At 49.5% G+C, this 13550-nt stretch carries 16 protein-coding genes; 7 read left to right on the top strand and 9 right to left on the bottom strand.

Annotated elements, in window-relative coordinates:
* The 6 genes from NDI45_RS28830 to NDI45_RS28805 form a co-directional block, all read right to left on the bottom strand.
* Positions 1 to 542, bottom strand: a 542-nt coding sequence (locus NDI45_RS28830; RefSeq protein ID WP_348249833.1) for a hypothetical protein, incomplete at its 3' end; no start/stop codon positions are given.
* A 122-nt stretch (positions 543 to 664) separates the two neighbouring features.
* Positions 665 to 853: a CsbD family protein gene (locus tag NDI45_RS28825; protein WP_348249832.1), complete on the bottom strand. Its 189-nt coding sequence runs from the start codon at positions 851 to 853 to the stop codon at positions 665 to 667.
* A gap of 283 nt (positions 854 to 1136) precedes the next feature.
* A complete protein-coding gene (locus NDI45_RS28820) occupies positions 1137 to 2093 on the bottom strand; it encodes a GIY-YIG nuclease family protein (protein WP_348249831.1) in 957 nt (318 codons plus the stop codon).
* Between the two features lie 118 nt (positions 2094 to 2211).
* Positions 2212 to 2577 (bottom strand): hypothetical protein, encoded by a 366-nt coding sequence (locus NDI45_RS28815; RefSeq protein ID WP_348249830.1) that lies wholly within the window; start codon positions 2575 to 2577, stop codon positions 2212 to 2214.
* A 141-nt stretch (positions 2578 to 2718) separates the two neighbouring features.
* Entirely contained in the window at positions 2719 to 3090 is a 372-nt protein-coding gene (locus tag NDI45_RS28810; protein WP_348249829.1) for a hypothetical protein, read from the bottom strand.
* Positions 3091 to 3096: 6 nt separating this feature from the next.
* Positions 3097 to 3270, bottom strand: a complete 174-nt coding sequence (locus NDI45_RS28805; protein WP_348249828.1) for a hypothetical protein — start codon at positions 3268 to 3270, stop codon at positions 3097 to 3099.
* Between the two features lie 112 nt (positions 3271 to 3382).
* On the opposite strand from NDI45_RS28805, the gene NDI45_RS28800 reads away from it, so the two are divergent.
* Positions 3383 to 3952 (top strand): thermonuclease family protein, encoded by a 570-nt coding sequence (locus NDI45_RS28800; protein WP_348249827.1) that lies wholly within the window; start codon positions 3383 to 3385, stop codon positions 3950 to 3952.
* A 71-nt stretch (positions 3953 to 4023) separates the two neighbouring features.
* Here the strand turns inward: NDI45_RS28800 and NDI45_RS28795 are convergent, their stop codons facing one another.
* The 3 genes from NDI45_RS28795 to tnpA all read right to left on the bottom strand — a co-directional run bounded on the left by NDI45_RS28795 (position 4024) and on the right by tnpA (position 5062).
* Positions 4024 to 4197, bottom strand: coding sequence for a hypothetical protein (locus NDI45_RS28795; RefSeq protein ID WP_348249826.1), 174 nt, complete (start codon positions 4195 to 4197; stop codon positions 4024 to 4026).
* Positions 4198 to 4235: 38 nt separating this feature from the next.
* Positions 4236 to 4469 (bottom strand): hypothetical protein, encoded by a 234-nt coding sequence (locus NDI45_RS28790; RefSeq protein WP_348249825.1) that lies wholly within the window; start codon positions 4467 to 4469, stop codon positions 4236 to 4238.
* Positions 4470 to 4564: 95 nt separating this feature from the next.
* On the bottom strand, positions 4565 to 5062 hold the full coding sequence (gene tnpA, locus NDI45_RS28785; RefSeq protein WP_348249824.1) for an IS200/IS605 family transposase: 498 nt from the start codon (positions 5060 to 5062) through the stop codon (positions 4565 to 4567).
* A gap of 31 nt (positions 5063 to 5093) precedes the next feature.
* Between tnpA and NDI45_RS28780 the strand changes: the two genes are divergently transcribed.
* The 6 genes from NDI45_RS28780 to NDI45_RS28755 all read left to right on the top strand — a co-directional run bounded on the left by NDI45_RS28780 (position 5094) and on the right by NDI45_RS28755 (position 13424).
* Positions 5094 to 6368, top strand: coding sequence for a transposase (locus tag NDI45_RS28780; protein WP_348249823.1), 1275 nt, complete (start codon positions 5094 to 5096; stop codon positions 6366 to 6368).
* 125 nt (positions 6369 to 6493) lie between these two features.
* The gene (locus NDI45_RS28775) at positions 6494 to 7291 is read left to right on the top strand and encodes a DUF4058 family protein (RefSeq protein ID WP_348249822.1); all 798 of its coding nucleotides are present in this window, start codon (positions 6494 to 6496) and stop codon (positions 7289 to 7291) included.
* A 544-nt stretch (positions 7292 to 7835) separates the two neighbouring features.
* Positions 7836 to 8654 carry an IS6 family transposase gene (locus NDI45_RS28770; protein WP_348249821.1) on the top strand — a complete coding sequence of 273 codons (819 nt, stop codon included), beginning with the start codon at positions 7836 to 7838 and terminating at the stop codon, positions 8652 to 8654.
* Between the two features lie 607 nt (positions 8655 to 9261).
* A complete protein-coding gene (locus tag NDI45_RS28765; RefSeq protein WP_348249820.1) occupies positions 9262 to 9888 on the top strand; it encodes a ParA family protein in 627 nt (208 codons plus the stop codon).
* 4 nt (positions 9889 to 9892) lie between these two features.
* On the top strand, positions 9893 to 11047 hold the full coding sequence (locus NDI45_RS28760; RefSeq protein ID WP_348249819.1) for a ParB N-terminal domain-containing protein: 1155 nt from the start codon (positions 9893 to 9895) through the stop codon (positions 11045 to 11047).
* A 127-nt stretch (positions 11048 to 11174) separates the two neighbouring features.
* A complete protein-coding gene (locus NDI45_RS28755) occupies positions 11175 to 13424 on the top strand; it encodes an ATP-dependent RecD-like DNA helicase (protein ID WP_348249818.1) in 2250 nt (749 codons plus the stop codon).
* Positions 13425 to 13550: the final 126 nt, after the last annotated feature.

Below are 13550 nucleotides of genomic sequence, written 5' to 3'. Positions count from 1 at the left end.
TGCGTGGCCATGCCGGTGACTTGTGGCAGCGCTGCCTTCAACAGCGGTGATTCATTCCGATTGCCAGGAGCCGAAACAAATGGGGCGATGACATTGCAGTTGCGATCACAGAAAGCAACCACTTTGTCTCCTTTGAGGTGTTTGTGTCCGCTGTATCCGAGATTATCGCCTCCTTTCTTCGCCGCAGTCGTCGTTCCATCGCCATGAATGACGCTGATGTCGAGATGACCCTTCCGATGCAGCAGTGACACAGACCCGGCAAAAATCGCATCAAAACAGCCCTGGGCTTCAAAGCGGCGAAAGGTGCGGTAGATTCTGGTGTAGTGAATTTCTGGTTGCCCATCTTTGTCCTTTTCGATGGGCAATTCTCTCCACTGACATCCGAGGTACAACAGTTTCAAGATGTAGTTGAACATCACCTGAAAACCGAGCTTCGGCTGTGGACCACGAATTCCCATTTTCAGATGGGGCAAGACAAATTCCTGGAACTGCTCTAAGGTCAAATTCGTAGGAATTGCTTGCCAGGATTTAGATTCAGCCATCACTCCTCCAATTCTCATCCCGCTAAAAAGGCTTGTGTCACTTTAGCTTGAGTCGATGAAAGTTGAAGCAGATAGAGGCTTCCAGACAAATTCACCCAGAGAGCAAAACCCGCAACCAGTTGTCAGGCTTTATCAACGATGTTCTTAACTCCGTCCTTGATATCTTCCTTAGCATTTCGCATTTCAGCTTCGGCTTGCTTTGCCTTGCCTTCTACTTGCGCTTGCTGATCACCCGTAATGTTACCGATCGCTTCTTGTGCTTTGCCTTCAATATTTTTAGCAGCTGCTTTTGCTCTCTCTTCTAAGCTCATAATTTACACTCCGATAACTATATAAATTCGATTCATTGAGCCAGTTGGGAAACTTACTCTGACGGCTCAATAATGTAAAAATTACAGGAGTCAATGAATATGCTGCGTCTAACGTAAGGTAGATCCGAGGGTAGTGCGTTAGATTGATGTGGGATTGGTAGAGTAGAGGGGAATATCGCTTAAACCCTATTTTCATAGGAGTATCTGGTTGGCAGAGAGGAAAACAGGCAATTGCCCAATCCCCCATTCGATCGGTTCTTGCCGCAGCGATGACTCCTGAGCATTACGGATGCGGCATTGTGTCCTGCTCCTGAAGCAATTCCGAAATTGGTTTCAGGTAAGGTAAGCGGTAGTGATGATAGTGCATGGGGTGAAGCCATGCTTTGTTCCGATAGCCAGATCGCACTGGCTCCACTGGAGGAAGCAAGGCTTGCAGGTGAGCCGGGTCTTTCAGTGCCAGTACCGATCGCCCATTCATCATAATTGGCTCGGTATAAAGCTCCTGCTTCTGACAATCAAACTCTTTTAAGACCTCATAATCCAAGGCCACAAACTCATAAACCCAGTTCTCCTGGCGAAAGATCAAAATTTGCAGAGGTTGGGTCTCTGGGTCAATCTCTGGCTCACCCAACCCTAAAGTCGTTTCATAAACGCCCCAACAGTCTGCCAGATACTTCCCCTTGTTTGTCGTTGATTTCATCGCGGACTTGTAGAGCACTTTATCGTGGTCATTGGCATTAACGGCAACGACAATACAGGTAAATTCTTTCAGTTGCTCGTCATCATCTTCATCGAGTTCTCGGTAGTATCCTACCCCTAGCGATCTTGCATGACCCTCAAACAGGGAATTCGGCTTATTCATCACTTTGAGAATCCGCGCAAGCTCCTGATGGGGTCGTGACGGTTTTCTGGCGTAGGTTTTCACCCTGCTGTAGTTCAGCAAAGGCTTAAATTGGTCAATGTAGTGTTTCTCCTGAACGTCTAATTCTCTCAGCGAGCAGGGGCAGTAATAAATCTGATAGTTCCGCTTTTTGTTTTGGCGGCTCAGTTGACCATAGCGGTGATGCGATCGTCCACCCCACCGCGTCCTGAGGTTAATTGCCTTGCCTACATACCAGACTTCTCCACCCGCATCGATCACCACATAAATCCCCGGTACATCCGGTAGATTCATTCTGCCGGAGAGCGGAACGTTTGCCCACTGCTGCCATTCGGGTTGAGGCTGGAAAGGTGGAGTCATGATCAGGCAATTTGCACTTAGAACATCAGGGCAGGTGCTCAATGCCACGCCTGGCATCCGCTCAGATCTTTAAGCAGCAGTTGTTCACCACTGATGCGATCGCTTGCGCTTCTACAAGCTACTCTTCCACCCACCATTGGTACACCACATCCGTCTGCGTCCCCTGCCCCACACTAACTGCCAGAGTTTGTCCCTGATTGCCATAAAACTCAAACCGACACAAGCCCATGCCTGTCCCAGCACAATCCACAATCTCCGTATAGCCCATTCCTAAAAAATGATCGACTTTAGATGACATTCCAAAGCGATTCGGCTCTTGAGTGTTGTAGCTGGGACTCCACCCTGCATTCAGGATAAGCTGTCTTGCCTGAGCATAAGGCATTCCCTGTTGCAAATTTGGAACAGACTGAGCCTGAGCAGGCATTGTCCCCAGGAAGGGAACAGTGACAAGAGCAGTGACGATCGGAAGAATCGAAATTCGCATAAACCGCTTCTAGGGCAAGGTACTTCTTGCAGAATGCCCAGACAACACAGCAGGGTAACGGCAAGGGGATTCTGGCTTTGAAGCCCTGACTACTGCCCTTTGCAATCGCCTTAGAAGAAACTGCTATTGAGGGGATGTCGTTCAAACAGCATCATCGGTCCAACCGCACTGATTGCAGTTCCAATGCACCCGATCGCCATCCTCAAAAAACGGGTGGCGGCACTGGGGACACAAGCCTGTGAGTAAGGGATGCCAGAGCAGGAGTTCAAGCTGCTGCGCTTTCGTTAACCGCTCGACGGGTGAAGCAATCCGTTCACCATTATAAAAAGCAGATTCTTCCGGCTCCCACCCATCATCGTTCTCTAAGCCGTTTGGGTCATGCTCGTAGTCCGGGCACTGCTCAAGTTCCACCGCCACACCATACGGGTGCATCGCACAAAATAGGAATGTGCTGTGAGCATTATTGCGGCACTGGTCACACTGAGGCAGTCGTCGAATGGGTTGCTCAGTCATAGAGGATTATGGCATCCAGCCTTGATCGTGCAAATCAATTGCGTCTTCCAACACCTCTTTGCTCACTGCTCCACTTATGTAAACCTGAATGAGCTGATACAGTTCCAGGATTGCGTTGCCCTGAAGCCTGCCTGTCCACAGCAGTTCTTCAATTCGATCGATGTAGCGGCGAGCGTTCAATTTCCTAAAGCTTAAAAAACGATTGCAATCAGAATTCCCACAAACAGAGCGACACAACTCAGTGCAGGCAATGGGAACAATAAACAGGGTATCGATACACAACAATCTTGCAATGAAGCAAATCAAACTCCTGGTTAATTTGCTGCCTATCCTGGTGATCGCTGCTGTGAACTGGGCAGTATTCCAGCAATGGCGCAGTTCTCAGCTAGCATTCCGTCCTGATTACGACAATCCCAATCCGCCGCCTCGTATTGGCTTAGCCCCTGAACCGAAAAATAGCAGACAGGCTGAGGTCATTGAGGTTCAGAGCGGAGACACGCTGACAGTAATGCTCGACGGACGACCAGAGCGCATCCGTCTTTGTGGAATTAATGCCCCTACAATTGGGCAGAGGGGAGGTGCAGAGAGCCGAGACTATCTCCGATCGCTCATTGCCACTGCTCATCACAAAGTGGTGGTTATGATCAACGACACCGATCGTCAAGAGCGTAAGATCGCCGAGGTGTTTGTTGCTGATCCTCAGCCGAATGCGCCGGAGCAGGAGAAATTCCTGAACTATGAGTTAGTCAGTACAGGGCAGGCTGGTACGCACAAGACTTTTGTACGAAGATGCCCCAATGGTTCCCTCCTAACTCAGGGTGAGCAGGAAGCAAAACGGATGGGGCACGGCATGTGGAATTAGGCTGGAGTTTCTATCGAGTAGGCACGGCACTTTGATCACTCTGACTCAGACCCAGGCAGCAGATTGTCTAGCTACGGCTGCAACCGATCGGAGTCATGCTGGTCAATTTCCTTTTGCAGAACGTCAGCCCCGACCCTGCCCAACTCAAAGGACATCAATAGATGATGAAGCCGCATGATTGCCTTTCCTCGAATTGCCCCAATCAGCAAATGCTCAATTGCTTTAGCAAATTGCTCTACCGTCATTGCTTTAATTGATGTCTCTATCAGGGCAATTCGCAGTTCTATGATTCACAACCAATCCCATCCCGGTCACGGTCGAAACCGTGTGGGTCGCCGCCCACGACACGGAAGTTGCGATAAGGAATTTCATCACAGTCCAAGTCAGGGGGAGCTGGCGCGATACAGACATCGGGATAGGAGGGATCGCAGTTCGATTGTGCTTGAATCGGTTGAACGTTCACCGTAAAGAGGACGAAGCTGGCAATCACGAGAGCAAAATATAGTAACCGTTTCATAGTCCTTGTCAAACCTGAAGCATCTGCTTTCAGAATGCCCAAATCACTGCACCTAGCTCAGCACCAGCACATTGTTTTGCTGAAGCAATCCCCTTTTAGCAGTTAGGCGGGAAGCCCCGCCCTGTACTCGAAGGGTCAGGGTCGGGATGAGAGCTGCACGACTGAGCGGAGCGAAGAAGTAAGTTGTTCTGGTTCTCCACATACCGAATGAGAATCGGCAAGGGTGCATTGCCGCACGAATCAATAGAGTAAGAGTCATTCCAAAAACCTTTATCCCAGTTCCAGTAGACTTTCCTCAGTTCTGAGTCAAATTCAGATCGGATTCGCCTACTGGAAACGCTTTTCAGGTTATCGATGAACTTACTGAGTTGAAGTTGCGGGGCATACCGAAACAAGATATGCAGATGGTCTGGTTCACCGTTGCACTCAATCAGTTCGCACTGCCACTTTCCGCACAAATCGCCAACTATGGCAATAAGCCTTTCCAGCATTTCAATAGTAATCACTTTGCATTGATATTTTGGGGTTAAAACCAAATGAGCGTACAGACGGCTTACGCCTCTAGAACGCGCAATATAGCTAGCTTTCGGCATAGTTTTGAAATGAGCGTGTTATACTCATTGTATGAGATTAGCCTACCAATACAAGCTACTGCCATCCACTTTGCAACTTGCCACGATGAACCGCTGGCTTGATATGCTCAGGCATCAGTACAACTGGATGTTGGCAGATCGCTTTGATTGGTGGGAGATGAATTGGTGTCCGGTGAATGCTTGTCCTTTGATTTGCAGCATTGCTGAACCCAGAGAGCAGCCTGAATACTATGGGCAAAAACGCTCTCTGGTGACGCTGAAGCAGGATAGACCCTGGTACAAAGAAATTCATTCTCAAGTGCTGCAAGACATGGTGAAGCGGGTCAAACTGGCTTTTGACCGCTACATCAAAGGGGACTGCAACGGCAAAAGATCGGGTAAACCTCGGTTCAAGAGTGCAAATCGATATCGCTCTTTCACTTATCCTCAAGCCTCAATTGATTGGATTGATGGCAACAAAATCGAACTGCCCAAAATTGGAGCGGTGAAGGTTGTATGGCATCGTGAACTGCCGCAGGGGTTTGAGGTCAAAAGCGCAATTCTGAGTCGAAAAGCTGACGGCTGGTACATCACGCTGTCGTTGCAGGATGACTCGGTTCCTGAACAAACGATTGATGTTGCTCCGACCTGGGACAATTCAATCGGTGTAGACATGGGGCTAGAGCATTTTGCAGCAGACTCAGAAGGCGAATTGATTGACTATCCTCGTTTCTTGAGACAGGCAGAATCGAAGCTTGCCAAGTTGCACCGAAAGCGCGATGCCCGTCCCAAAGGTAGCATCGCCCGAAAGAAGCTGAATCAAAGGATTGCACGACTGCATCAGAAAATTGCAAGACAGCGACATCAGTTTCACTGTGAGACAGCTAACCAGTTGCTTAGTAAAGCTGATGTAATCTTTGTCGAAGATCTCAGCGTCAGCAATATGACAAAGCGGTGCAAGCCAAAGCAGGATGAAGATGGAACGTTTCTACCCAATGGACAAGCGGCAAAATCGGGGCTGAACAAATCCTTTGCTGATGCTGGAATCAGTCAGTTTGTGAACCAAATCCTACCTTTCAAGGCTGAGAGAGCCGGAAAGAGAACGATGAAGGTTGATCCGACTGGCACAAGTCAGCATTGCTGTGTTTGCCTCAACCGTGTCCCAAAAGAGTTGTCAGATCGCTGGCACTTCTGCCTAGAATGCAAAGCAGAAATGCCACGCGATACAAATTCGGGGGTACTGATCAAAAAAGTGGGGTTGGGACTCGCCTCACTCAAAAAAGCTCAAAGAACCTCGGTTCGGAGAGAAGCCCGCGCTGTAGCGTAGCTCAGCGTCGGGAGTAGTTCACCCCTGGGAGTATGTCAAATGATCAATTCCACTTGCAATGCATAAGTGGTTGAACGATCGCCTTTTTCCAGTCATGATCAAGATGGAGTTGCTGAACGGGAACTATGCGATCGCCCTTTCCTGGAATGAACCCTTATCTGGAGAACTCAGAGCTATGGTCGGAAGTTCATAGCCGATTGATTGTCGCGATCGCTGACGAAATTGCCCTGCCGTTACGCCCCAATTACTATGTTGCTGTAGAAAAGCGTACCTACATGGCGGAACCCGATGATAGTGTTTTGGTTGGGATTCCAGATGTCTCAGTCTTTTCAAAGTCAGCAGCCAATCGTCGAGGGGATGAATCCCAAGCTACAACGGCGGTTCTGCCGTCTGCCTCTGAACCGTTGACGGTTACAGTTCCGCTGATGGAGGAGATGCAGGAGCGATATTTAGAGATTCGGGAAGTGAAGGCTGGCGCGGTGATTACGACGCTTGAGGTACTGTCTCCTAAGAATAAACGGGCTGGGGAAGGACGGGATGCCTATTTACGAAAGCGGCAGCAGGTTTTGACGAGTTTGACGCATTTGGTTGAAATTGACCTGCTGCGAGCCGGAAAACCAATGCCAATTCAGGGAAACGCACCTGGTGCAGATTACCGGATTTTAGTGAGCCGGGGCGATCGCCGTCCAACTGCTCAGCTTTACGCATTTAGCTTACGTGATCCGATTCCTAGTTTCCCGTTGCCCTTGAAGGTTGGAGATGCAGAACTGCTAGTCAACCTGAATGAGACCTTGAATGGTGTCTATGAGCGGGCGGGGTTTGATCTGCGAATTGACTATACGCAACCCCTGCAGCCTCCCCTTTCGGAAGAGGGAATTTCTTGGGTTAGTGAGTTATTGCAGGAGGCTGGGTTGAGGTCGTAGGAGTTTGTCTACAATAATCTATGATTTGCCTGCAGTGCCCCTGGCCTGTGGGAATAATAGGGTAAACTTCCCACCAGCTAGGAGCCGGAGGCTGTGGAGCTTCCTAGAAACTGACCTGTACCGAAACGTTTCAGTACAAATCACCATGACAACTCCCGACGCTGATTGCAAGCAATACAGCGCGGGCTTCTTGAACCTCACGATTCAAGTTTCTGTCTCATCGACACATGAACTACACCTACGCTCTGTAGCGTGGGGTTTCTGGCGTTTCTTCTCCCACGCTTGCTTCCACCCCCTAGTTGCCTGTGGATTGGAAGTAGAGGCTTGAAATCTACGCTTGAGGAGGTCAGTTCCTAACCCCCATACCAAATTCACTCTTGCTGCAGCTACGTCTCTATCTTCGACGCAACCGCACTCGCATTGATGAATTCGTGGATCTAATGTCTTCGGTTGAAACTGTCAGAACTGGGTACTCGACTTGAGGGCGGAAGCCCTGACTTGGTAGACTGGCTCCTGTTTCCAACCTCCGCCCAGCGAACTCTTTATGAACTGCCCGGATTGTGGCTCAGCTCGTACCACTCGCTTGCAACGCACAACAAACCTGGGCTATGCTCTGTTTCGCTGCAAGGATTGTTGCCGCAGTTTCAACGAACGGACTGGCACCCCTTTCAATTTCATCGAGGTGCCCACCGATATCGTCTTTCAAGTCCTGCTCTGTCGATTGCGTTACAAGTTGAGCTTTCGCGACATTGCCGAATTCTTCTTGCTACGTGGCTTCGAGTTTACGCATGAAACGGTGCGCGATTGGGAAGAACGCTTTGCTCCCGTTTTTGCCAAGCAGCTGAGAGCCAAACGTAAGGGAAAGGTTGGAAAGATCTGGTTTGCGGACGAGACGTACATCCGTGTCAAAGGTCAGTGGTGCTATCTGTACGGTGCGATCGATGAGTATGGAAATTTGGTGGATGTGAGGTTGAGCAAAAAGCGAGACATGGCAGCAGCAAAAGCGTTTTTTGCTCAAGCGCATGAAGTAGCGGAACAATCACCGCAACGAGTGGTGACAGATAGACTGAGTTCGTATCCCAGAGCAATTGATGAGGAATTGGGTTCAGACGTTGAACATCAAGTCAGAGGTTGTTTGGAGAATCCGATCGAACAGAGCCATCGAGGGATCAAGCAACGTTACTATCCAATGCTAGGATTTGGAGCGATTGAGAGTGCGAAACGGTTTTGTCAGGCGTTTGATGAAGTGAAGCAGTTTTTGCGACCGAGAGCAAGAATGACAGAGTTGGTGTCTCTGTCTGAGCAACGAGAACAATTTATTAAACGAGTGAATGAATTTCAAGAACTCTCTCAAGCGATTTAATTAAATATAAAAGAGAGAAAGCTTGTAATGATAGCAATGTGCAAAAAAAGCCGCCATTTGAGTACTTAGACCTGACAGTTTCTGTTTGTGCCCAAGCGTTATTCTTTGATTTAGCCTGCGACCGTTTCCTTAAACAGTTTGCCTGTGGAAAAGGCAGGAACAGTGCTTGAGGAGGTTGTTCACGCACCATTCGCCGAGCCTTAGAATCGCGATAAAGGGTTCACTCTGGCAAATTCTCGATTAGGGCAACCCACTGCTTGGCAATCACCTGCGCCTGTCCAGCGATCGTTACTCGGTGAACTTGGAAATCTCAAAACCTGTACTGAAACGTTTCGGTACACTCGTTTTCCTCAGAATTCTGAAAATTGATTTGCTAAAGTGGGATTTTTTTGAGAACTGGGTATAGAATTTTTAGAGACTGAAACCTGTACCGAAACGTTTCAGTACACTAATAATCTTTAGCGTAAAGCTTTGCATTTTAGCATTCCCGTACATCCAGGCTTCGACAAGACGTGCCTCTGGTGACGCTCTGCAAAGCACCCAAATCAAGTTTTTATCCATTTTCTGTACCGAAACGTTTCGGTATACCATTCAAGGAGTAAAAAGTATGACGACAAAGATCATTGCCGTAGTAAATGGCAAGGGTGGGGTTGCAAAAACAACGACTGCCTTTAATCTGGCTGCAATTTATTCTCGTAGGCACGAGGTTTTACTGGTGGACTCCGATCCCCAAGGCAGCGCAACGGCATGGGCAAGCCGAGGGAAGCAGCCTTTTGTAGTCGCAAGAGAGAGCAATCCTGAGATTCTTGCTCAGCTAAAAAAGATTGATCAATACGATCTGATTATCTGCGATACCCCTCCGAATCTTGGGTCAGGCACACTCAGCGCGATCGTGTCTGCGGCAGACTACGTAGTGCTACCGACACCCCCATCATTGATGGACTTGATTGCCCTGATGGAAACCGTTACAACCTCGATCGCGCCAACTCAGGTGAAGCATCGGGTTGTCCTGACAAAAGTTGATCCACGGAGAATGACAGATGCCGTTGATGTGCAGGAAAGTTTAAGAGCAGACGGCATCCCGGTTTGCAGTTCGATTGTTCGCCTCTATGCTGGCCATGAGAAATCGGTCGTGGATGGAGTATCGATTCTGGCATGGAAGGGTAGGAACGCCAAGGAAGCAGGCGCAGACTATAAAAACGTGGCTGACGAATTGCAGCGGGAGTGGAACTAAGCTAATGTCAAAACCTAGAAAGATTGGCAGTGCCCTGCATGAGATCAGTAGTCAAAGGGCAACTAGCCCGTCCTCGTCTGGTCAATCTGGGCTAATTGAGCTTACAAGCCTGATCAAGCAAGCTGAAGTGGCAAAAGAACAACAGGCAGCCGATGACCAGTCTGGGGTAGAAAAGCTTCAGCAAGAACTAGAGGCGATCGGGGGTAAGTACAAAGTTGAGTTGCGTCTGATCGACCCAGACCCACATCAACCTCGAAAGACTTTTCCAAAATCGGTGATTGAGGAACGAGCGCAGAGTTTGACCCGAAATGGACAACTCAGCCCGATCATTTTGATCCCTCAACCTAATGGTCGGTATGTGCTGTTTGAGGGTGAGTTGCGCTACCGTGCAGCGACTTATCTGAAATGGAATTCTCTTGATGCGGTTTTTCTGCCTATTGAAGTGCATCAGGCAGTGGATGCCGATCGCTTTCAGAAGCAGATGTTAACCTCAGCTCACGCCCAGCGGCTGCATGACCTTGATCTAGCAGAGGGAATTCTGCGGCTGGTAGAACTTCGCTACCCGGAGTGGGCAGGACGCAGCAGCAATCTTCCTCGTATCCTGAATACTGTCATTACCCGACTCAAGCGGACGAAGCAGATAGACAATCTCAAGGCAATTCGTAACGCTTCAATCGAAGAACAGCAAACCTGGATTAGAGAGATTTTAGCAGAGGACGAACGCCCTGTTTTTCAGGTCATTTTGGGAATGCAGTACAACCCAGAAACAATCTCCAGAACAGCATTTCCTTTGCTAACCCTGACTGATGATCTGAAGGATCTTGTGCGATCAACAGGTCTAGAGTCAAGCAAAATTAAAGAGCTTCAGAAGCTGAACGCTAAAAATCTCGGTGTCGATGAGGACAAAGCTCTAGAGATTCGATCGCAGGTTGCCCAGGAAGCTGTCGAAACTGACCTTTCTCTAAGTGAGATCAAAATCAGAGTTGCTCAGACCCTCCAGCAGCACACCACAGCAACCACTCAGCCACAGATCAGCCCTGCTATCAAAAAGGTGCAATCGATTCCAGTGGTTGGGGTGGAGCCAGAAGAACTGAGGAATCTGAAGGAAGCGCTGCTAGAGAAGGCTAAAGAGATTGAAACTCACTTATCTAACCTTTGACTACTCAAGCATCAGCCAAACTTGAACCTTAATTCAGACAATTGATTCAGGAATTGCTACCTGAAGAAAACCACTGGAAGCCATAACCGCTCAGTTCAAGAGAAAGAAAATCTCCTTGCAGCTAACAATGATCACTGATGTCATGCAGCAGTCCATTGACCCTAACACGCAGCCGACAGTCGAGCGACTTCAAGGTGTGGTCGAACGAATTACTTATCACTCAGCAGAATCAGGCTACACCGTAGCACGGTTGAAAGCACCTCGCACAAGTGAACTTGTTACGATCGTTGGCAGTTTCGCTAACCTTCAGGCTGGGCAAACACTGCAAATGCAGGGCACTTGGCGAGAACATCCCAAGTACGGTCCCCAGTTCCAGGTGACGCAATATCAGGAAACCAAGCCTGCGACCTTAACAGGCATTGAGAAGTACCTGGGCAGCGGCCTCATCAAAGGCGTTGGACCCGTCACCGCAAAACGGATTGTGGCTCACTTTGGAGTAGAAACACTCGATATTATCGAACACCACCTCGATCGCCTGGTCGAAGTCCCCGGCATCGCCAAAAAAAGAATCAAAATGATTCAGGCTGCCTGGGTCGAGCAAAAGGCGATCAAAGAAGTCATGCTGTTTCTTCAGACGCATGGGGTTTCGACTACCTATGCGGTCAAAATCTACAAGCGCTACGGCGATGAATCCATTCAAATTGTTACAGCTAATCCTTACAGGCTTGCTACTGATGTCTACGGCATCGGCTTTGTCACTGCTGATGCGATCGCCCGTAATCTTGGCATTCATCCCAACTCCGAATTCCGCTATCGCGCTGGACTGCTGCATATCCTCAGCGAAGCAGCCGAAGAGGGACACTGCTTTCTCCCTCAATCCGAACTGGTAGAACGTACCGTCGAACGACTAGCTCTCCCGGATCATCGCATTGATGCAAGCGATATCCTTGCCCTCACCACCGACATGACAATCGATGGGGAACTGATGATGCAGGGGGGAACGAGGGACTTGCAGGGACAATTCCTCTGCTATGCCCCGCCCTTCTTTCACACCGAACAGGGCTTAGCCAACCGAGTGAAACACCTGCTGAGCCAGCCTGTTACTGTCGATGTGCCGCGCGTGGAGCGCTGGATCGATCGCTTCGTTACCAGTACCAGACTTCAATTGTCCCAGCAGCAGCGGCAGGCAGTGGTCATGGCAGCCTCCCATCGGGTACTGATCCTTACAGGGGGTCCCGGTACGGGCAAATCCTTTACCTGCAAAACGATCGTTGCGCTCTGGAAAGCAATGGGCAAGACGATTACACTTGCTTCTCCGACCGGACGGGCTGCCCAGCGTTTGAGTGAGATGACCGGGCAGGAAGCGAAAACCCTGCATCGCCTGCTGGAGATCGACCCCAAAACGATGAAATTTAAGCGAGACCAGGACAACCCCATCCCTGCTGAAGCGATCGTGGTGGATGAGGCTTCGATGATGGATTTATTCCTAGCCAATTCGCTGTTTAAGGCAGTTGCACCCAATGCTCATCTCTTAATTGTGGGAGACACGGATCAGTTACCGAGCGTCGGTCCTGGTGCCGTGTTGAACGATTTAATTGCCTCTGGACTCATGCCCGTCGTCCGACTCACTCAGGTTTTCCGACAGGCGCAGCAGTCCGCGATTGTCACCAATGCTCATCGGATTAATGGAGGAGAACTGCCCCAGCTAGAACGGGTAGGCAATCAGCCCAAATCCGACTGTCTCTGGTTTATGGCTGAAAACCCTCAGTATGGCGTCGCCGGAATTCAAGATATGGTAACTCATCTCATCCCGCAGCTCGGGTTTGACCCAGCCCGGGATGTCCAGGTGCTTTGTCCGATGAGCCGAGGCGAGATGGGCACCCGCAACCTGAACCAAGTCCTCCAGCAGCTCATCAATCCTCCCCATCCCAGCAAAGCAGAACTGGTGCGGGGAGGCATGACGTTTAGAGTGGGCGATCGCATCCTGCAATTGAAAAACGACTACAACCGCGAAGTGTTCAATGGCGACCTGGGAATCATCAGCGCGATCGACACTGAGGAACAGGAGCTGTTAGCGCGATTTGGGGAACGGGATGTGGCTTATGACTACGCTGACCTGGATGAAATCACGTTGGCATTTGCGACGACAATTCACAAGTCTCAAGGCAGCGAATACCCGGTTGTGATTCTTCCCATCTTCACGCAGCATCAAATCATGCTCTCGCGCAACTTAATCTATACCGGGCTAACGCGTGCCCGTCGTCTGGTCATCCTGGTCGGTGGACAAAAGGCGATCGCAATGGCAATTAGTCAAGTTCGGGATCAGCAACGCTACACCCTGCTGGCACATCGGCTGAAAACAGCCGCAGCTCTTTGATCTACAAACTCCGCCTCGCATCCGATCGAACCCAGCATTTTTGCCTTAGACCAACTTTTGATGAGAGAAGTTGAGGGAGCTGTATTTTTTCCTATCAAGCTAAGCCTGCTCTTGCTGCCAACTTTC

Origin of the sequence: Leptolyngbya sp. GB1-A1 (assembly GCF_039962475.1) — a bacterium.
Taxonomy (GTDB): Bacteria; Cyanobacteriota; Cyanobacteriia; order Elainellales; family Elainellaceae; genus Leptolyngbya_A.
Note: the sequence above shows the minus strand (reverse complement) of the source record. Positions and strands in the feature narration are given on the sequence as shown.